General features: G+C 68.1%; 11 protein-coding genes. 9 read left to right on the forward strand and 2 right to left on the reverse strand.

Annotated elements, in window-relative coordinates:
• Window positions 1–206 precede the first annotated feature (206 nt).
• The 7 genes from ABZ348_RS12935 (at window position 207) to ABZ348_RS12965 (ending at window position 11246) form a co-directional block, all read left to right on the forward strand.
• The gene (locus ABZ348_RS12935) at window positions 207–2423 is read left to right on the forward strand and encodes a hypothetical protein (RefSeq protein ID WP_358932266.1); all 2217 of its coding nucleotides are present in this window, start codon (window positions 207–209) and stop codon (window positions 2421–2423) included.
• Window positions 2420–2692 (forward strand): hypothetical protein, encoded by a 273-nt coding sequence (locus ABZ348_RS12940; RefSeq protein WP_358932268.1) that lies wholly within the window; start codon window positions 2420–2422, stop codon window positions 2690–2692. The genes ABZ348_RS12935 and ABZ348_RS12940 overlap by 4 nt, the downstream gene beginning before the upstream one ends.
• Entirely contained in the window at window positions 2689–3282 is a 594-nt protein-coding gene (gene grpE / locus ABZ348_RS12945; RefSeq protein ID WP_358932270.1) for a nucleotide exchange factor GrpE, read from the forward strand. Before ABZ348_RS12940 ends, grpE begins: the two co-directional genes overlap by 4 nt.
• 47 nt (window positions 3283–3329) lie before the next feature.
• Entirely contained in the window at window positions 3330–5849 is a 2520-nt protein-coding gene (locus tag ABZ348_RS12950; RefSeq protein ID WP_358932272.1) for an Hsp70 family protein, read from the forward strand.
• Between the two features lie 112 nt (window positions 5850–5961).
• On the forward strand, window positions 5962–7761 hold the full coding sequence (locus ABZ348_RS12955; protein WP_358932274.1) for an AAA family ATPase: 1800 nt from the start codon (window positions 5962–5964) through the stop codon (window positions 7759–7761).
• Complete coding sequence (locus ABZ348_RS12960; protein WP_358932276.1) at window positions 7758–9083, forward strand: restriction endonuclease; 1326 nt, start codon at window positions 7758–7760, stop codon at window positions 9081–9083. Before ABZ348_RS12955 ends, ABZ348_RS12960 begins: the two co-directional genes overlap by 4 nt.
• Before the next feature lie 27 nt (window positions 9084–9110).
• Window positions 9111–11246, forward strand: coding sequence for a UvrD-helicase domain-containing protein (locus ABZ348_RS12965; protein WP_358932278.1), 2136 nt, complete (start codon window positions 9111–9113; stop codon window positions 11244–11246).
• Window positions 11247–11319: 73 nt separating this feature from the next.
• Here the strand turns inward: ABZ348_RS12965 and ABZ348_RS12970 are convergent, their stop codons facing one another.
• Complete coding sequence (locus ABZ348_RS12970) at window positions 11320–12984, reverse strand: N-6 DNA methylase (protein ID WP_358932279.1); 1665 nt, start codon at window positions 12982–12984, stop codon at window positions 11320–11322.
• 147 nt (window positions 12985–13131) lie between these two features.
• On the opposite strand from ABZ348_RS12970, the gene ABZ348_RS12975 reads away from it, so the two are divergent.
• Both ABZ348_RS12975 and ABZ348_RS12980 read left to right on the forward strand, forming a co-directional pair.
• On the forward strand, window positions 13132–14802 hold the full coding sequence (locus tag ABZ348_RS12975) for a TIGR04141 family sporadically distributed protein (RefSeq protein WP_358932280.1): 1671 nt from the start codon (window positions 13132–13134) through the stop codon (window positions 14800–14802).
• A gap of 2459 nt (window positions 14803–17261) precedes the next feature.
• On the forward strand, window positions 17262–19910 hold the full coding sequence (locus ABZ348_RS12980) for a tetratricopeptide repeat protein (protein WP_358932281.1): 2649 nt from the start codon (window positions 17262–17264) through the stop codon (window positions 19908–19910).
• A gap of 22 nt (window positions 19911–19932) precedes the next feature.
• On the opposite strand, the gene ABZ348_RS12985 is transcribed toward ABZ348_RS12980, so the two are convergent.
• Entirely contained in the window at window positions 19933–20790 is an 858-nt protein-coding gene (locus ABZ348_RS12985) for a serine/threonine-protein kinase (RefSeq protein WP_358932282.1), read from the reverse strand.
• Window positions 20791–21154: the final 364 nt, after the last annotated feature.

The following is a 21154-nucleotide window of genomic DNA, read 5'->3' on the forward strand; positions in this document are numbered from 1 at the left end:
GAAGCCCCCGACCTCTCCACCGGCAGCCGGAGCCTGACCCCTCGTCACCCTCCTCGCCGACCAGCGGGAGAGCGTGCCACGCCCGCCGAGCAGCAAGACCGCATAAGCAGAACTGGCCATATGGTCCGGTTTCTAACGGTCCGTTGACCGAGCCAACAGACGCCACATAGGGTCAGCCACGCACCACGTGCACATGGGGGACCTGCTTGAACGCCACCGACGCCACCCGCATGCTCCGTCAGGCCGAACACGCCCACAGCACGGGTAATTTCGCGCGCACGCTCAACCTGTTGGACCGGATCTCCGCAGACCATCCCGGCCTTTCTGTGGACGACCGCGCCTCCTACGACGCACTGCGCGCCCTGCTCGCCGAACGCGCGGGCAACTGGCCCGAGGCAGTCCACCGCTGGCTCGCGGTGTTCGGCAGCACTCCGCCCGCGAGCGGTGAGGACCAGCCCTGCGACCTCGGCTGCGACTGCGACGTCCGCACCGTGCTCGACGCTCCGGACGCCACGTCCGGCGAGGCCCCTTGCCGATGCTGCCCGGCACACGCGCTGTGGCGCCTGGTGTGGCAGGCGGCCCGCCAGGGTGCGATCGGCGAGGTCCTCGACGCCGTCCCCGATCCGTCCGGAAACCGCCGCACCGCTGTGCTGCACGCGCTCGCGGTCGGCACGCTGAGGTCGCTCGCCCAGAGCGAGAAGGCCGATCCGGCTCACGCGGTCTTCGCCATCGCCATCTGGCACCTGCTGCTCGACAGCAATGACCCGCTCCGTTTCAAAGACATGGTGACCGCACGGCGCGGCGCTCCCCTCAGCGCCGAGGACTGGCGGTCCGCATGCGACACCCTGACGAAGCGGATCCGTACTGCATTCCGTTCGGCCGACGAACTCCACGGCCGCGATGTCCTCGACGCCTGGGAAACCGTCTGGAAGGTCGAGAAGTCCGAGTACAGCGGCGAACGCGCCTATCTCCGGACCGAGGACTGCTTCGGCCAATGCGACGACGACCGGCTCGACGTCTGGGACGAAGAGTGGTCCGGCGATCTCGGCTGCCGGTGCGACGTCGACACCTGGCAGCCGCCCACCCCCGACACCGCTCCCCCGTGCTTGGGGCTGCTGCTCGGAGGCCGGCCCTGGGCAGGCTCCCCTGTCACCGTGGACACCGCCATCGAGCAACTGGCGGCATACGGTGAACACCGCGCCCTGCTCACCGCGTACACCCGCCGTCACGGTGAACCCGCCACCTGGCAGGCGGACTCCGACACCCACCGAGCCTGCGCACCGCTCCTCGCCGACGCCCTGGCCGCCAGGGCCCGCGCGCAGTTCGCGAAGGGCGACTGGCAGGACACCCTCACCGACCTCACCTCGGCCGCCAGCCTCGGCTTCGTACTCGACCAGCACCACCACGAGATGGCCCGCAAGGCCGGACTGAGCGCCGGCCGGAACGGCAACGGCTACCAGCGGGCCGCGCTCGTCCAGCGCATCCTCTGGCTGGAGTCAGCGCACGCGCTCGCTCCTGGTGACACCGCCCTCGCCAAGGAGCTGGCAGCCTCCCTGGTCCGGCGCGGCACGGAGGCGCTGGGGGCAAGGGACACGGATCAGGGCCGTGCCCGCTTCCAACGGGCGCTGTGCGTACGCCCCGGCGATCCGATGGCACAGGCCGCGCTGGACGCACTGGATCTCGCCGACATCGCTTCCGTAGTCACGGGAAACAGGCCGGGCAAGCAGCCCGACCTGCAACAGGTCGGGGAACTTCTGCGCCGCGGGTTCCATGCGGAGAACCCGGCCGAGAATCTGCACGAGGTGCACTTCTGGTACTGCGACCGGATGATCGAACGGGCCGTGCGGAAGACGCTCGACGGGAAGAAGAGCGAGGCCCGTCGGGTCCTGCGGCAACTGGCGGAGGTCCAGCCCTCCGAGGACGAGTGGGGAGAACAGGCCGACGACGGTGACATCGCCCGCCTCCTGCACGACGCAGCCGTCCGGCAGCTCGGAACACGGTCCGGCGACTACACCCGGCAGGTCCCTCTGCTGCTCTCCGCCGCCGCGTCCTTCGCGCAGGTCACCGGCGAGAAGAAGGAGCGGCAGGCGCTGGAGACCGTCCTGCCGTTCGCCGCCGAACTGGTCGACACCGGACGCTTCTCCGAGCTGATCACCCTCCAGGGCGGGCTGCTGATCACCCCGCGCCGCTCCGCGGAGTACGACCAGCTCGTCGCCGTCGCGTACCACCGGCGCGCCCGCGACCGCCGTGCCGACGGCGACCCCGCCGGTGCCGTACGTGATGAACGCGCCGCTTCCGCGTTGAAGTTGAAGGCCAGCCGGCAGATCTCCCTCCCGCTCGGGCCGGTGCTGTTCCCCGGCCTCTTCGACTCACCCGGAACACCGGACCCGGACGACCCGCCGTACATCCAGGAGACCCTGTGACCGCGCACTCCCCCACACCGATGCCCTCCTTCGGCCCCACCGTGTTCGAACTCCTTCCGCGTGCCGGGCCGGGCATCAGCCAGGGGAACCTCGCGAAGCAAGTGGCCGTGGAGACCTCCCGGGCCCGCCGCGATCGGAACCCGGACCGCGAGCGCGCCCTGAAGGCTGCCCACGACGCGGCCCTCACCCCGATCGACGCCCTCGTCAGTGAACTACTCACACCACCCCTCCCTCCGTCCGCAGCTCCGAGAGGCCCCGCACCCAAGTGACCACTACCCCGACCGGCAACGACGAGCTGCGCAAGCTGCGCGTCCGCGTCGCGGCCCTCTCCCGTAAACGCGAGGAGGCCGTGGCCCAACTGACCGACCTTCTGAGCGCGTTGCTGCCACTCGACGATCTCCTCGCCGACACAGCGAACCGGTCCGAGCAGTTCGACCGCTCAGGGACAGGCCGTACCGGACAGCTCGCAACCGCCGTGCAACAACAGACGGACGCCGCTCATCGGATGCTCCGGGCCGAGCTCGCCCGCCACGGCGTGCATCCCATGAACCTCGTCGGGAAGATCCCCGACCCGGTGGAGGCACGGGCGACGGGCACCGAGCCGCATCCGACCGCCCCCGGGGGGACCGTCCTGCGGGAGACCCTTATCGGCTTCCGCCGCGGGACCGACTGCCTACGCCGTGCCGATGTCGTCCTCGCCGTACCCGGGCCCGCGCCCGCGCCAGCCGCCGAACAGTCGACACCCGCCGCGCCCTCCGACGGCGGACCCACGCGGGAGCGCCGGAACCAGCCGCGCCGCACCAGCCGCGCCCGGCGCCGGCAGCCGCTGCCCCGCAAGCCTTCCAAGCGCCGCCGCTGAACCCACTCCACGCCCGCCCCCCGTCCCTGCCACCCGAAGGGCACGTCATGCCGTACCGCACACTCGGAATCGACCTCGGCACCACCAACTCCGTCACCGTCTGGATGGATGGCGGCGTTCCGATGGTCCTCCCGAACCGTCACGGCGAGCAGGCCACGGTGTCCGCCGTCGGCACCGGCGCCGACGGGTCCCTCCTGGTGGGCAGCGAGGCGCTCGGCGTGCGCGACCACCTACCCGGCTCCGTGATCATCGAGGTGAAGCGGCTGATCGGCCGCCGCCATGCCGACACCGACGTAAAGCGGCTGCTCGACGAGCGGCCCGCGGACGCGCCGCCGGTACGGGAGTCCACGGACGGCGGGGTCGAGATCCGGCTCGGCGCCCACTGGCTGACGCCCGTACAGATCTCGGCGATCCTGCTGCGGCGGCTGCGCACGGACGCCGAGAACACCGCCGGCGAACCCTTCCCGCGCGCCGTGATCACCGTCCCGGCGTACTTCACGGAACCGCAATACGCGGCGGTGCGGGAGGCCGGGGAGCTTGCGGGCTTCACCGTCGCACGGATCCTGCCCGAACCGAGCGCGGCGGCCCACGCCTTCGGGGTGGAGCGCCTCGTCGAGGTCGAGGATGACGACGACATGTGCTCGGTGCTCGTGTACGACCTCGGCGGCGGCACCTTCGACGTGTCCCTGCTGATCATCGGGTCGGGGTACTTCCGGGTGTACAAGCTCGGCGGGGACAAGTCGCTCGGCGGGGCCGACTTCGACTCCGCGCTGTACCGGATGCTCACCGAGAAGCGCCTCGGCGGCCATGACCTCTCCGGGACCGGCGACGCGGCACGGATCCGCGCCGCCGCCGAACGCACCAAGATCGAACTCTCGGATGTCACCGCAGTAGAGATCATCCTCGCGCCGCTCGGAAAGAACGGCGGCTCCTGGACGGGACAGGTCACCCGCGACGAATTCGAGGAGCTGATCGGTGCCAAGATCGACCACACCCTGGAGCTCACCCGCGGCGTGTTGCGCGACGCGTCCAGGACGATCGAGGACATCGACAAGGTCCTGCTCGTCGGCGGCTCGACCCGAATCCCGCTGGTCCGCCGCCGCCTGGCCGAACTGTTCGGTGAGGAGAAGGTCCACAGCGGAATCGACCCCATGTCCGCCGTCGCGCTGGGCGCCGGCATCGAGGCCGGGCTCGCGTCCGGTCTCGCCTGCCCCTCCGAGCTGTGCCTGACCACCGGGATCCCGCTCACCGAGAGCGCCTGCCCCGACTGCGGCGCCTCGCTGCTCGGGACGGCGGCAGTCGACTGCACTGGCTGCCATGTGCCCGCCGCCGAGGGGACCATGAGCTGTCCGGTCTGTGCCGAAGACCTCTCCGGGCTGCGGGCGGCCGCTCCCGTCGCGTCCCGCGCCGAGTGCCCACACTGCGGCGAGCAGAACTCGACCTCGTCCACCGTGTGCCGGCTCTGTGACGAGCCACTGGACGCGGGTGGACTGAAGTGCCCCAACCTCAAGTGCCAGATGATCAACGCCACCGGCCTGAAGGCGTGTTCGGCCTGTGACACACCTTTCCAGACCGACCAGCCGGAGCAGGTCACCGCCCAGAACCTGGGCCTCGCGCTTCACGACGGAACCGTCGCGGTCGTCTTCCCCGCCGGAACGACGTACCCGACCACCTGGCGGAACATCGAGGACCTTCAGGTCCGGCCGGATGGCGCCACCGCGCTGACCTTCCGATTCATCGAGGGGCCGCACGAGAAGTCCCATGAACGCAACGAGTTCTGCGGGCAGCACACCCAGCTCCTCGGCCTGGGCTCCGGAAGCGCAGAGCGGCTGGAGCTTCGGGCACGGATCGACGAGAACCGCACCCTGCACCTCGCCTACCGAGTCGGCGACGGTGAGGAACAGGGAGTGCGGCTGCGCCGCAGCGCCGTCTCCGATGGAATCGGCCGCAAAGCCGCTCACTTGCTGGAGAAGATCCGTACCCATGTCTCCGACTTCGGTGACGAACTCAAGGCCGCGGAGCGCGACGCCTTCACGGAACTGACAGAACAGCTCACCGCGATCGTGCGCGGGGAACCACTCGGCCGGTCCCTCGACGGATTCCTCGACGAAGCTCGCGACACGGTGGAGACGTGCCGGGACGCCCGCGGCTGGTCGGCCAACGCGTCCATAGCCGCACGCCGGGGCCGGGAGCTGGGCCTCGGCGCGCCAGCCGAAGAGCTGGCTGACGCACGGCGCGCCTTGGATGCGGCACGCGAACGGCCGAATCTGCCCGCGCTGCGCGCAGCGACGGAGCACGCCCGCGGCCTGTGGCGGCAGCTCGACATCACGACCTGGCGATCCATGCTCGCCGCCCATGACGCCGAGCTCGGCCGCTTCCCGGAGTCCGTACGCCGCCCCATCCTGACCGCCTGGGACGACCTGTGCGCCGCGGCCTCTCGCGGGGACTACGCCGCCCAGGACGCGCTGCACGTGAAACTGAACGAGCTCGCCGGTCACTCGCAGGCACCCAGCGCGGCGGAGCGCAAGCAGCGGGACAGCGCCCAGGTGTTCCCCGAGCGCCGGTAATCGAACGGAGCGTGGTGAGCATCGAGTACACCGCACCTACCGATTGACACCGTCAACACGTAGGCTGGACGCACTTCGTGTCACCTGAACCACCCGCATCCCGGAAGGTCCCATGCCGCAGCTCCCCGACCGACTTCCCGGCTTCCCGGGCTTCCGGATCACCCTGCCCAAGGGTGCCGGGGAGGCTCACGGCTTCCTGCTCACCGTGGCTGGTGACAACGGCTCGCACAAGTTCCTGGTGAGCACGGGGTCCGCGGTTTCGGCGGAGAACTGGCCAGGGCTGAGTGAATCTTCACGCCGGCTCCGGGCCGAACTGCGGGAGAACGGGACGCTGGCCGACGGCCCCCGGCCCGGTACCTGGACCGCCTCTTGTGACATCGTGTGCAACTCACCGTCCGCCGCGGCCTCGCTGGTCCTCGGCTACGGAGCCACCGGCCCTGGCACTTGGCGCAGCACCGAGGACGGCCACCGTCTCGGCGACTTCCTGCCGCAGAGCTGGCGGGCCCCGCAGAAGGCCTGGCTAGTGCGGGGGAACAACGTCTCCGGGCACAACCTGGTCCGCCGGCTCTGGCTGAAGGAGGGCTTCGTCTCGATCGGCGCACCCCATCTGCCGCAGGTGGACGAGCCCGACCCGACCAAGAGCGTGCTGCGCCGCTTCGTCGAGGAGGGTTACGAGGGCTCGGCGACGTACCACCAGAAGCGCGGTCTCGTCGAAGAACTGCACGCCTTCTTCACTCAGATGCGGATCGGCGATACCGTCGCCACCCTCAGCGACGGCCTGCTCCACCTCGGGCGGATCACCGGCGACCTGGTGCAGTCGGGCTCCCCCGGCAGGCTCTCCAACCTCCGGCGCCCGGTGACCTGGCAAGAGACCGCCCATCCGTACGAGGAGCTGCCGGAGGAGGTGCAGCAGAAGCTCTCCGCCCAGCACGACGTGGTCGACCTGACCCCCGTCCTGGAGCAGCTCACCGCGCTCACCGGCGGCCCGGGGACAGCGCCGGAGCAGGCCGGGCAGGTCCTGGAATCCTCCGAGCAGCGCGTCCTGACCTTCCCCAAGGTCACTGACGAATTCGCCCGGAAGCTCCTCGTCCACGACCGCTCCTTCCTCGACGAACTGCGTGAACTCCTTCTCGACGAGCGGCAGATAGTTCTCTACGGGCCGCCCGGCACCGGAAAGACGTATCTGGCGCTGAAGCTGGCCGAGTACTTCGGCGGCGGCCCGGAGCAGGTCAAGATCGTCCAGTTCCATCCGTCGTACGCGTACGAGGACTTCTTCGAGGGTTTCCGGCCGGTCGAGGACCCCGACACGCGGGAGGTCGCCTTCCGGCTGACGGCGGGACCGCTGCGCGAGCTCGCCGACACCGCCTCCGAGGAGGGCAACCGGCATGTGCCGCACTTCCTGATCATCGACGAGATCAACCGGGCCAATCTGGCAAAGGTCTTCGGCGAGCTGTACTTTCTCCTGGAGTACCGCAAGCACTCGGTGCGACTGACCTACTCCGGGGACGACTTCGGGCTGCCGCCGAACTTGTACGTGATCGGCACCATGAACACCGCGGACCGGTCGATCGCGCTGGTGGACGCTGCGATGCGGCGCCGATTCGCCTTTGTGGAGCTCTCCCCCCGCGTGGAGCCCACTGCTGGTCTCCTCACCCGCTGGCTGGAGCGCGAGGGCAAGGACTCCGAGCCGGCCCGCCTGCTCGACGCCCTCAACATAGCGATCGACGACCCCGACTTCGCCATCGGCCCGTCCTACCTGATGAAGCCCGGCGTATACCGCGAGGGCGGCCTCGACCGGACCTGGCGTACCAAGATCCTCCCCCTCCTTGAGGAGCACCACTACGGCGAGGGCATCGACATCGCCGCCCGCTACGGCCTGGACGCGCTGCGCGAGCGGACCCGGCGGTCATGAGCGGGAACGCGGCGGGCGGTGCCGTCGCGGCGCACAGTGGCGTCCCGGCCGTGATCGCCGACCGCAACGCGGCAGACGGCGCGGGCCGAACATTCAGCTACGTCCCGGGCGAGATCACACTGCGGGAGTACGGCGCCGCCTTGTCCGTACCGCTGGACGCGTCCACCGGGCGGGCCCTCGTCGCGGCGAAGTTCCTCGACAGTGCCGCGCCGGACCCCGAGCGACCCGGACACTGGCGGCTGCGGGCGGGCCACCAGGTCGGTGCGGTCCGGCTGCCGGGCGGGACGGTCCTGCGGATCGCGCCCAAGACACCGGTGGGGCGGCTGTTCTTCCTGCTCGGCTTCAGCCTCGATCCGGGTGGTGCCTGGCGCGACAGACGTGAGGGCACAGTCGACACCGGCGAGCACGACGAGGTGGTACCCGCGCTCGCCTACGCGGTGGAGCGGCAGATCGACGCGGCGCTGCGGCAAGGGGTGCTCCAGGGCTACCGGGAGACGGTGGAGTCCGCCCAGGTGGTCCGGGGCCGACTGCGGGAGGCCGAGCAGATCCGGCTCCACTTCGGCCGCATGCCGCCCGCCGAGATCGTCTACGACGCGTACACCGCCGACACCGCCGAGAACCGCATCCTGCGCGCAGCGGTGGAACGGCTGCTGCGTCTGCCATCCGTTCCCGGGCCGGTACGCCGCCGTCTCGCCCACCAGCGCACCCGCCTCGCGGACGCCGGCCCCCTGGTCCGCGGCCAGGACCTGCCGCACTGGCAGCCATCCCGTCTCAACTCCCGCTACCAGCCCGCCCTGCTACTCGCCGAGGCCGTACTGCGCTCCACCTCGCCCGAGCACCGGACCGGCCCGCTCGCCCTGGACGGCTTCCTACTCGACATGAACCAGCTCTTCGAGGACTTCGTGACGGTCGCACTGCGCGAGGCCCTCCGGGAGTACGGCCTGACGGCGCGGCTGCAGGACGTACACGCTCTCGACCCGGGCGGCCAGGTCCGGATGAAGCCAGATCTGGTGGTGTACGGCGCGGAGGGGCGTGCACCTGTCGCCGTCGTCGACGCCAAGTACAAGATTGAGAAGCCTCACCGGGCCCACGGCTACCCGAACGCCGACCTGTACCAGGCGCTCGCCTACGCCACCGTGCTCGGCCTGCGCGAGGCGCATCTGGTGTACGCGGCTGGCCGCCTGCCCGAGCGGACGACCGAGGTCCGCGGCACCAGCGGCCTACGGCTGTTCCAACACAGTCTCGACCTGACCTCGGAACCCGCGGCGCTGCTGCGGACCTTCCGGGAGCTCGCCGCCCGCCTGGCCGGGCCCACCGCCTGACACCCACGGAAAGGGGGCCCACGGCCCATGCCCCGACTCGCCTTCGCCCAGAGCTTCTGGGACGGATTCGACACCCTGGAGAAGCCGGTCCGGGCCGGCGTTCGCAAGGCCATGACGAAGTTCCAGGCCCTGACCGTGGCAGAGCTCAACGCTGACAAGGGGCTGCATCTGGAATCCGTGGAAAACGCCCGTGACCGGCGGATGCGCACCATACGGATCACCGACTTCTGGCGCGGCGTGGTCCTCGCGCCGGACGATGGCAGCGATCTTTTCCTCCTCGTCCGTGTGCTGCCGCACGACGACGCCTACACCTGGGCGGCGAAACGCCTGTACAGCACGAACAGCGCCACCCGCGGCCTGGAGGTACGCGACGCGGTCGCACTGGACCAGCTGACCCCTCTGTACGAGACGGCGTCCCGCAAGGCGCCGAAGCTGCTGTTCTCCGGTGTCTCCGACGGGGCCCTGCGCGAACTGGGCATCGACGCCCAGGTGTTGCGTGCGGCGCGCTCCATGGCGGACAAGGCGCAGCTGGAGGCGTTCGCGACGCTGCTGCCCGAGGACCAGCTCGAGGTCCTCCAGTACCTCGCGGAAGGATTCTCGCCGGAGGAGGTCTACCGGGACGTGGTGGCCGTACGCCGCCCGGTGGACGCACCGCCCGAGCCGGACGAGGACCTGGCCACCGTCATCAGCAACACCACCGCCAGGATCCGCCTCGTCACTGGCCCTCAGGAGCTAGAGGAGATCCTGGCGAAACCGTTCGCGGCTTGGCGGGTCTTCCTACACCCTTCCCAACGGCGGATCGCCCACCGCACCTCGTACGGCGGCCCGGTGCAGGTAACCGGCGGCCCGGGGACGGGGAAGACGGTGGCCGCACTGCACCGGGTCCGGCACCTGCTGAGGCGGTCACCGGACAGCCGGATCCTGCTGACGACGTACACCAACGCGCTGGCCGCCGGACTGCGCGACACGCTCAGTCTCCTCCTCGAAGGCGAGGAACTCCTCCTCTCCCGGGTCGATGTCACGACCGTCGACGCCTATGCCAACGGTGTCGTGCGGCAGCACACCAGCGTCACCCCGAAGCCGATGGGCGACCGCGACCAGCGGCAGCTCTGGGAGAAGGCGGTCAAGCAGCTGGATCTGCCGTTCCACGCCCGCTTCCTGGCGCAGGAGTACCGTCACGTGGTGCTCGGCCAGGACATCCGTGATCTGGACGGCTATCTCGCGGCGAGCCGGCGCGGACGCGGGACCGGCCTCGGAGCAGCCAGGCGCGAGCTCGTGTGGAACGGCGTCGAGTGGTTCGAGAAGCTGCTGCTGGAGCGCGGTGCCACCACCCACCTGCGGGTCTGTGCCCGGGCGGCCGATCTGCTCGCCGTCGGCCCCGCCCCGTACGACCATGTCGTGGTGGACGAGGCGCAGGACCTGCACCCCGCGCAGTGGCGGGTGCTCCGGGCCGCCGTCACCCCCGGTCCCGACGATCTGTTCCTCACCGGCGACCCGCACCAACGCATCTACGACTCACGGGTGTCGCTCAGCTCGCTGGGGATCGCCACCGCCGGCCGCAGCTTCCGACTGCGTCTCAACTACCGCTCCACCGAGGAGATCCTGGTCTGGTCGGCGCGGCTGCTCGCACCGGTCAGCGTGGACGCCCTAGAAGGCGACGGAGCCGACTCCCTGGCCGGCTACCGCTCGCTGCTGCGCGGCCGCCGCCCCGAGGCCGGCAGGTACGACACCCAGCCGGAGGAATACGTCGCTCTCGTGGACCGGGTACGGGCCTGGATCGGTGAAGGGCTCGCACCTCACGAGATCGGAGTAAGCGCCCGGTTCAACCAGGCACTGGACGCGGCGGAGTCCCGGCTGAAGGACGCCGGGATCCCGGTGGTGCGGGTGAAGGGGCAGGTCGTCGCAGAGACGCCAGGGGTCCGGCTGGCCACGATGCATGCCATGAAGGGGCTGGAGTTCAGAGCGGTCTCCGTGCTCGGTGTCACGAAGGGAACTGTGCCCTTCGCCCGCGGGATCACCCCGCTGGAGGCGGACGCACCGCAGCACGAAGCCGACCTCCTGCGCGAGCGTTGCCTGCTCTTCGTCGCCTGCACCAGAGCGCGCGAGGCACTGAACGTGACCTGGACCGGAAGACCGAGCGATTTCCTCCCGACCCAGGTGTGAATGGGTGTCTCCGGGGCTGCGCGGCCCGGCACCGCGGCGGCTCCGCCTCCCAGAGCCGCCCCGCCGAATGTCCTCAGTCCTCCGGGGCGAGAGCGCCGGAGGAGAGTCCGTCGCGCGCCAGCTCGGCGAGCCGACGACTGAGCTCGGACACGGCCCGCATCGTCGCCTCGAATTCAGTGAGCTCCCGGAAGGCCGCACCGTAGCGGCGCTGTTCCTCAATGGCCAGTTGCGGAATTCTGGCACCCTTGGCCTCCAACCGGTAGGTGCCGGAGGCACTGGTGGCACGGCGGGTGTTGGCCGGGCTGCGCAGGAAGCCCTGGAGGTAATCGGTGTCGAGCTGGTCGCTGGCGGAGACCGGCTCCGGGCCTTCGTAGGTCACGAGGCCTGCCCGGAGAAGTTCGGCGACGCCCGCCGTGGCACCGTCGAGCGAGCCTGCCCCCGTACCGGGCCGCAGCTGAGGCAGCAGTGCGGCCAGACGGTGCAGCTGCTCCTCCAGATCGCCACGGAGGGCCGTGAACTCGCCGGAGTAGTCGCGGTGCACGGCTTGTAGGTGGCTGCCCGGGGTGAGGTCGACGATGTCGTCGAGGAGACCGATCGAAGGGACGTCCACGATCTGCTCGGGGCGGGGGGCGAGGCTGCCATCGGGGTCGTTGGCGGTGAGGTCCACCATCCGCACCGTGGCCGGGGAGACGTCGGCCGGCCCGGGACGACGCAGAGTCCAGAGGTGAACGGGGAGGGCGTGCGAGGAGGCCGTGCCCGGCGGCAGGGCGACAACCTGGGTGAGGATACCCCTGCGGACCAGCTCGGCCCTGATCCTTCGCCCGGCCTTGCGGTAGGCGACCGAGGCGGGCAGCACGATCACAACGTGCCCGCCCGGCGCGGTGTGTGCGTAGGCGTGCTGCAGCCAGGCAAGTTCGCCCTCCGCCTTGGACGGGGTGCCGAGTTCCCAGCGTGGATCGAGAAGGAGTTCCTCGCGGCCCCATCCGGTGACACCCACCGGAGGATCACAGACCACGAGTTCGGCCCGGAGGTCGGACCATCGGTCGTCACGGAGCGAGTCGCCCGTCTCGATCCGCGTGTCGGGCATCGACGACAGGGCGGCACGGAGCCTGGCGAGCCGCGCGGAGTCAGCATCGGCCTCCTGCCCGCGGCAGAGCGCCCCGGCCTGCCCGGCGACGGAGAAGAGCAACAGCCCGATGCCGCAGGCAGGATCGAAGACCGTCGCCCCGGGCGGCAGCGGCGGCGCGAAGTGTCGTACGGCGAGGGCCAGGCGGGGGGACGTCACCTGATCCGACCCGGCGCGCCGTACGGCGTCGGCGAAACGTTCGGTCAGTGCGTTCACGACGTCAACGGGCCGCTCCGTTTCGGCGAGTGAACGGACGCGCGCCACGGCCTCTGGCGGCAGGCGCAACCCCGGCAGCCGTCGACCGTGCGCTTCGGAGAGCAGCTCGGCCACATCGGCGAGTCCGGCGATCATGTCCTCTCCGTAGGCTGCCCGCAGCTCCTGCCAGACCTGGACCTCGACCGAGACCTCCTGCCCCTTCCGCTGCTTCTCCAGCCACGCCTGGACTTCGGTTAGCGCAAACAGGGGGCTGCTCGCCCCACCTCCCGAGGGCGCAGGGAAGTCCTCGTAGCGGCGCCGCCAATTGGACACGGCGGCGCGGGTGACGCCAGCCAGCCTCGCGATCTCTGATCCGGTGACGAGGGGGCCGGTGGCGGGGGCAGCTTGGTCCGACATGTGGCCACCGTACACGCAGTGGCCCACCTACGGGAACATCGACGTTGCGTTGACAACATACACATACAACTGTCATCGTTCTGCGTATACAGGTGAAACTTCGTCAGCCTTCTTGCACCGGCCCCGCAGACGCTCGGAGAACTCCCCATGGCCACCCACACCGCAGTCCGCACCGTCTATCGACTCCCCACCGTCTCCCCGACCCCCGAGGCGATGTTTGAGGCCCTCAACCACGAACAGCTCGACCGGCTGGGAGCCGAACTGCACCACCCCGTGGTCCTCTGCGTGCCCGCGATCTACCTCACCTACGGCAAAGAGGACGTCGCCGACACCTGGTGCGCCGCCAACGCCCGTACCACCGGAATCACAGTCTTCGAACCTGTCCGACGCACCGGAGCCCTGCTACTCCTCGCCGTCGACGGGCAGGTCTACGCCGTCACCTGTGGCAACGGATACCGCCTGGTTCCAGATGCCCTCAAGGACAAGCGGTTCGGCCTCCGCTTCGCCATCCGCATGATCGACCCCCGGCACATCAGCGGTGCCGTCACCAAAGCGCTTGGCCGGCCGCGCACCGATATCTCCCTGGTAGCCGCCGGCACCTCGGTCCCGGCACTCGGCATCCGCGACCAGGCACGGGTGGTCCGCCACCTCGGCGGCCACCTCGACGACGTCCCGCTCACCCGAAGCCGCCACGCCAACGGCCGAGCCTGCACCGCCCAAGGCGGTGTCGGCCTGCGGCTCCCGCTCGGCATCGAGCCGGCCGACCTGGTCGAGGACCTGCGCACGATCACCCGGGTCTGCAAGGACGACATCCCGCACCCCGAGCTGGAATTCGTCGACCACATCGTCCCGGTCACCGACACCGTCACCCTCGCCGCACTCGAGGCCGCCCTCGACCGTCTGCTCGGGGCCCCCGCCGACGGACGGATCTCGTTCTCCGTACCCCTCGACCTGCACGAGACTTATGCCGAGGCCACCGCATACCGGACCTGCATCGGCAGCACCGAGGCTTACCTTTGCGACGACTTCGACCTGGAGTACGTCCTCACCCGGGCCAGGATCCACCGCCCCGGCACCCGTATCGCCGCCCTTCGCGACGGCACGGTGACCCTCCACCGCGACCCGTCACCCAGATCCTCCGTCCCGCTGGCAACCACCCACGCCCTGGACTGGATCCAGGCCGATGTCTCCCTCGGTCCACGGCGGTACTGCCTTCTGGACGGAGGCTGGTACGAGCTCGGCGCCTACTACATCGACTCCGTCCGAGACAACCTGCGACAGATGTTCACCCATGCCGCCGTGTACGGCCTGCCGCACTGGCCCGAAAGCGCGAACGAGCGCGCCTACAATCGAGCGGTCTCAAAGGCCCGGCCCGATTGGCTGTTCCTCGACGGCGCGTTCATCAATAACCCCCTCAAGCGCACCGACCGGGTCGAAATCTGCGACCTGCTGACTCCGGACGGTACCCTTATCCTCGTCAAGCAGTCCGGCTCCTCCGGCTCTTTCAGCCACCTCCTCGGGCAAGCGCAGGTCGCCGTCGACCTTCTCATCAACTCACCGGAGGCGCGCTGCCAGTTCGTCCGCCGGGTCGCACGGGACAGCGACAGGAGAATCAGGCTGGCCGAGGACTTCACACCTCGTCGGCTGATCCTTGCGGTCCGGCACAGGTCCGGAGCCACTTTCACCCCTGACTCGCTTTTCGCCTTCTCCCAAATCACGCTCCACCAGACAGCCAGGGAGCTCACTACTCGCGGGGTAAGTATCGAGGTCGTTCCCGTGCCGACGGCAGCCGAGATCGCTCGTACCACCGCGGCGTGACGGCAGCCCGCACCAACGGTCCATCGACGCTCGCCAAGGCAGGCGTGCACTGCGTGCCGAAAACCTGCTCGTCGGGCTCACCCAGGGCACGAAACGTCTGGAGCCCTCCGAGAGCAGGGCTGTAACGGCGGCGGTGAGGACTGCACGGCGATTGCCCTTTGGGCACCTTGCCAGAATTCCCCTTGGGGGTCCGGGGCTGGCCCACCTCATACAGGAATGTGCACCGCCCTTTGGTGACAGATCGTTTCACGACCTCGACGTCGAACCCTCGGGCGACTCTGTATAGGAAGACGCTGTGCTGGCGCCGCTGTCAGCCCAGACCTTCGTTACGCTTAGATGCAAGACTACGGGCTCGTCGAACAAGCGTCTCGTTGCCAGGCCGGCCCGGGCGGCTCGACGGGCCGCGAACATAGGCTCGATCAACGTCCCTGGTTATCCGAGACATCACTGCGATAGCCGCGTCGAGAACTCACGAAGCACACGACAATCCACCCTCGCCTCGGTCACCGCTAAGAGTTCAGGCAGTCTTCAAATCAGCTCAGTTGCACCCGCTGGGGGAAGCCTAACCAGTCGGAATCAGCGCACCGAACGCTCAGCGTCGCTTCCCTGTTGTGCCCGTCGATACCGGCCACCTCGTCGGCGCATGGCCTGCCAGATTGAGCACCTGGCACCCCATCAGAATCGCGAACTGATTTTCAGGAGGCCACGGTCGCGGAGGGCATACGCCGAGGGCCATTCACCCGGCGCCCAGGCATGGGATTCTTCGCCGGCGGCCAGGCTTTCGAGCAGGACACATTGCCGATCGTCCAGGGCAGATCACCGATGCACACGGACCAGCCCACACCGCGCTCCCACACTTTACATAGAGCCGAAAGAGTGGCTGCTGGCAGTGGGAATTCTCTGGGACTCGCGGCTGCATCAACGGGCACGGTCGCGAGAGAGCCGAAAGGCTACTTGCGCAGGCCAGCAGTCCGAACTCGGCAAAGGCAGCAGGTCACAGCGCCGACTGGTCTCTTCGGGGCATCTGATCGGAACGACCAGATGCCCCATCGCTCTTTGCCGCACCAGCGCCTAAGGAAGGACGCTACCGCCCATAGCGCTGCCGGATTGACGGCGACACACTCCCCTCACGCAGCGTGAAAACCCCCACTCGGCCGACAACCGATCGAAACCTGACGCTCGCCCAAGCCCTCCTTCTCTTGACGCTCAAATGACGCTCGGGCCACGGAAGTCGGCGCAATGGCGCACATCAAATAGCGTCTGACCTGTACTTATCTTCAGCCAGACCCAGCCGACACCTTCCCGATGACGCACCACATGGAGTGCGTGGCGATCCTGGAGCCAGTGAAGAAGGACGCCTGAGCCGCAACACTTGTCGATGTGTGTGATGTGCGTTGTGAGGCGCTCATGACGATGCCGTCACACTCATTTTGCCACTCGTTGATCATCGTCTGACACGGCGCCGGCCAGCGGAACACCGGAGCCGATTCGCCCAGCGCCCCGATCCCTCAAATGGCTATGACACACCCGGTCACGTCACGAGCGCACCGTTCTCGTTGCGACTCAACCATTCGATCCGCCCGTCGTGAACCGTACGTGCCTCAGACAGGGCCAGCGCATCCTTCGGACGCGGCACGGCCTTCGTCGTGCCGCGCTTCCTCTTCAACAGCCTCAGCACCCTGCCCTAGATCACTTCAGGTGCCCAACGCACTTGGCATGATGTTTGTTCGCCGGAAGAGTTCCATCTCCACAACGCAACGGCTCTGGTCGTTGAGAAGCGGCGAGCGCAGGATGACACCACCTCCTGCGCTCGCCGTTTCTCCTGGTGCGGTGGCGGGCACCGTCACGGATTCAGCTGCACTGCGCCTTAATCCGACTGTCGGTGACGCCTCAGCGGCTACACGACGTCGAACAGTTCGCGTTCGTAGACGCGATGCGCTGTGGGACACACCGGCTTGCGAACCCCACCACATTGTGCTGCCGAGGGTGGCGGAGGGGTCACCGGACGGGGACGCCGTCGACGCCGCGGGGGTACCGTCGCTCTGGCTCGCCTACCGCGCTGCGCGGGGCGGGTACTGCTTCGCTGACGGCGCTTTCGTCGCATGGTCTTCACAGGCTCCCTTTCGCTCAAGTGTTCCAATTCCCGTCGTTCAGAGCGACCTCATTTCGGTCTGCGTTGCCCATGCACCCAGGGGGCAGCGGGAATCCGCAGGCATCTCCGAACGGCCGGAACGGTCGGGGTGGGATGCCGAGAAGCGTTGCAGACTCAGCAGGCAACCGCCAAACCCTGAGCGTTAGCCGAACGTTAACGACCCCCCAACGCCCCGTGGCATGCTCTTCCCCACCTCGACCGAGAAGGCCGACAGTGGTGCACCGGAGCCGAGCCCGAGAGGTTTGCGATCATGGAATTTCGCTTATTGGGGCCAGTGACAGTAATGGAAGGTGGCATTCCGATTTCCGTGAAGTCACCCAAGACCCTCGAACTTCTCACCGCCCTGCTGATAACCCCTGGCCATCGCATCTCGCATGCCGGCATCACCCGATACCTGTGGCCACACGAAGAACCGAACGCCAATCGCATTCGCCAGCATTTTCATCACTTACGGATAGGGATTCCTCAGATCGCCCAACCGAACGACCGCGGATTCTGTCAGATCAAGGTCGATCCGCAGAGTGTCGACCATCTCCGCTTCCATGACTTCCAGCGAGCCGCAGATGCCGCCGGAAACCCCTCGATCCGGCTCAAGGCACTGCGTGCGGCGCTTGCGGAGTGGCGTGGAACCCCGCTCGAGGACCTACCAGGCGAGGCATTCGAGCAGAAGCGAAGCGAGCTGGTCGCCCAATTGCGGAACGCGACGGTCGCCTGCGCCCAGACCGAGCTGGAGTGCGGCGAGGTACTCGCCTCGCTGAAGCGCGCGAGCGCAGGACTGGATCGCTGGCCGGAGTGCGAGAGCTTGCTCCGCCTCAAGGTGCGCGCCCTGGAGAACCTCGGCAGGCAGGACCAGGTGGAACCCCTGCTCGCCTCGTGGGAACTCAGATCAGGACGGCCCACAGTTCATCTGCTGCTCGGAGATCCAGATGAACCCAGCCCCACGCCGATCGGTGTCCGGGCAGACGTTCCCCGATCACAGCCTCGGCAGTTGCCCTCGCAGCCGGTCGACCTGATCGGCCGCCACCGCGAGGTCGAACATATCTCCAACACTCTTCTGGGCCGCACCGCGGGACGGAGTCGGCTCGCCGCACTCACCGGCATGCCAGGGGTCGGGAAGACCATCCTCGCCGTATGGACCGCGACCCGGATCGCCTCACGGTTTCCGGACGGGATCCTCTACATCGACCTCGGCGGATTCTCGCAGGGTGAGCCGGAACGCCACGGCGCCGTCCTGGCCAGATTCCTGAACGACCTCAAGGTCCGCCCGGCTACTCCGACCATGGACGGCATGGTCTCCGCCTATCGAACCGCGCTCGCGGAGCGCGCGGTCCTGCTGATCCTGGACAACGCTCGCGACGAGAACCACGCCCGCCCGCTGCTTCCCGGCCCCGGGCGAAGCGCGGCGATCGTCACCAGCCGCCGCCAGCTTCATGGCCTGGCGATCAGAGAGGGAGCCGAGCTCGTGGACCTCGCTCCCCTGGGCAGGGAGGATGCCACCGAACTGCTGCGCGCGCGGATCGGCGACGACCGGATGAGTATGGCGGCCCCGTTCGCCGACGACATCGTCGAGCACTGCGCGGGCATGCCTCTGGCGCTGGCGATCATGGCGGCGCGCATCGCACAGCGACCTCAGGCGCTTGCGGGGCTGGTCCGCGAGTTACGCAAGGCGGACACTCGGCTGCGCTCTCTCGATCTGGGGACGGAGGACCTGAGTGTCCGTCTCTCTCTGGAGACCTCCCACAACCTGCTGTCGGAAACGGCGGTGGAGCTCCTCTGGCGGCTGGCGGTTTACCCAGGGCCGACGATCAGCTGGGAGGCCCTGCGTGCACTCGAACCGGTCGGCGCCGACGGCGTCGGCATCGTGATCGACGAGCTGATCCGGATGAGTCTGGTGACAGAGCCGAAATTCGAACGGTACGCACTGCACGACCTGGTCCGGGTCTACGTCGATGAGTCGACGAGCCGGAGCGACCACGAACGGGCCGGCGTCGTCGAACGGGTACTGCGATTCCTCCTGCACAACGCCTGGGCCTGCGACCGCAAGCTGGATCCGGCCCGCCGGCTTCCGATCGGCGAGGCCCCGGATCTCCAGGTGGTCGATCCACCACAAGTGATCGATGCGATGTCCTGGTTCGAGGAGGAGTACTCGACCCTCATAGCAGCTGTCGATCTCGCAGCGAAGTACAGACGCGACCGCTTTACTTGGTTGCTGCCGATGGTTCTGGTGACCTTCCAGTGGCGCTCCGGTCGCCATCTGGACGCGCTCAAGTACCTGGAGCAGGCGCTCGATGCCGCCAGACGCGAGGGCGACCCGGCCGATGTGGCCATGGTGCACCGGATGCTGGCCGGTACGCACCGGAGCCTTGCGGACCTCCCGCGGGCGACGCGCGAACTCCGAAGTGCGGTACGAGTCAGCGAAGACGACGGAGATGTCCTCGGCGCCGCCCTGGGACGGCACATCCTCGGTGTTCTGCTGCGCGAGAGCGGAGCGCCGGGTGAGGCCTTGGAACACTTCACGGCGGCCCTGTCGGACTTCAAGCGGCTCGGCGACCCTCTCGGGCAGGGGGCCGCACTGAACGGAATCGGATGCTCTCGCTACGACCTCGGCGAGTACGACGTGGGTCTGGATCACTGTCGCCTGTCGCTGGCACTGCTGGAGGGCACGGACGATCACAATGGCCTCGCGAATCTGCTGTTCAGTCTCGGCCGGATCCGTCTGGCACTGGGAGATCCCGAGTCGGCTCTGGCCGACTTCGAGCGTGCTCGTGATGTGTACCGTTCGCTGGCCTACGGCAGCAGGGAGGCCCGGACACTGATCTGGCTCGCGGACACGCTCCGTGTCACCGGCCGGATCGAGGAGGCCGAGGAAGCCATGGATCGGGCTCGGTTACTCATGGGAGAACTCGGCGAGAGCGATCTCGACCTGGCCGTCGAGACATTGCGGAACATGCCGTGACGGAACAACGGCACCGGACGAATCACACCAGCGGCAGCCCGAGGCGAAAAGGCATCGTCGGATCCGGTCGCGTGACTTTCGGGGGCGGATACGCGCCGGGCTTCGGAAGCATCGGGCCCAGGACGCGCAGCACCTCGGCCACGCCGTCCGGCCGATCCCGTGGTTCGAAGGAGACCATGGAGAGCGCTAGGGTCAGAAGCGGTTGGGGCATTTCGGATGACAAGCCTTTGGGGAAAGGCGAGGTCGTGGCATCGGGCGGGCCCTCCAGATCGCCGTACGGCACATCCGTGCCGACCATCGCGAACAGCATCACACCGAGCGAGAAGACATCGACCTGTGGGCTCAGCACCGACTCGCGGTCGTACTGCTCCGGGGGCGCGTAATAGGGAGTTCCCCGATATTCCAGGTTGGCCTCATCCACTCTCCCGGAGATCCCCACATCCAGGAGGCAGGCCCGGCCATCGGTCCGCAGCATGGCGTTCCTCGGGCAGACATCCCGGTGAACATATTTTTCGCTGTGCACTCCATCCAGAATATTGCAGAGCTGCGCGACAATCGACACAGCGGCTATAGCCGGAACGGGATGATGTCCGGATATCCAGGAGTCGACCGTCACTCCATCGATTAGTTCCATCACGATGTACCCGCGCCGGTTCAACCCGTAGCGACCCTCACCCTCCATGACACGAGGAATCCCCGGTAGATGACTCATAAAATTGAGTCTTTCGCGTTCGTCTTCAATGACAGCCGCTCCGGAGGAATAAGTCTCCGTGGATTCAAAGCTTCGAGGAAATTGAGTTTTGACCGCTACATCACAACGCAAATGCTCGTCCCGGGCAACATAGACATCACCCTCACCACCCTGGCCGATCTTTCGCATCACACGGTACCGACCGTCGAGAAGAGTCCCAGGAAGCAATGGTTCAACCCATTCCACACTCGCAAGAAATCCCTGACACTTCGCCTTCGTACGCCCGGGATCAGGAGAAAACGAGGAGATTATGACAGAGAGTTGGCCACCTGAAGGTCTGTCCGGGCATGCGGGCGTCATCACCGTGCGGCTCGGGATGTTCGGCCCGGAACAGTACCGATGCCCGGCATCAGACGTGCTGAAGGCGTACGGGCTGCGCCCGCTTCGGCAACGGGCCCCGAAACCGGAAGTACTCGAAGACTTCCCCAGTCTGCCGTTCATGGCCGGCGCCGACCGAATCGATCGGCAGATGGATGGAGCACGGCACACGGTC

Origin of the sequence: Streptomyces sp. NPDC005963, from assembly GCF_040638655.1 — a bacterium.
In the GTDB taxonomy this organism is placed as follows: Bacteria; Actinomycetota; Actinomycetes; order Streptomycetales; family Streptomycetaceae; genus Streptomyces.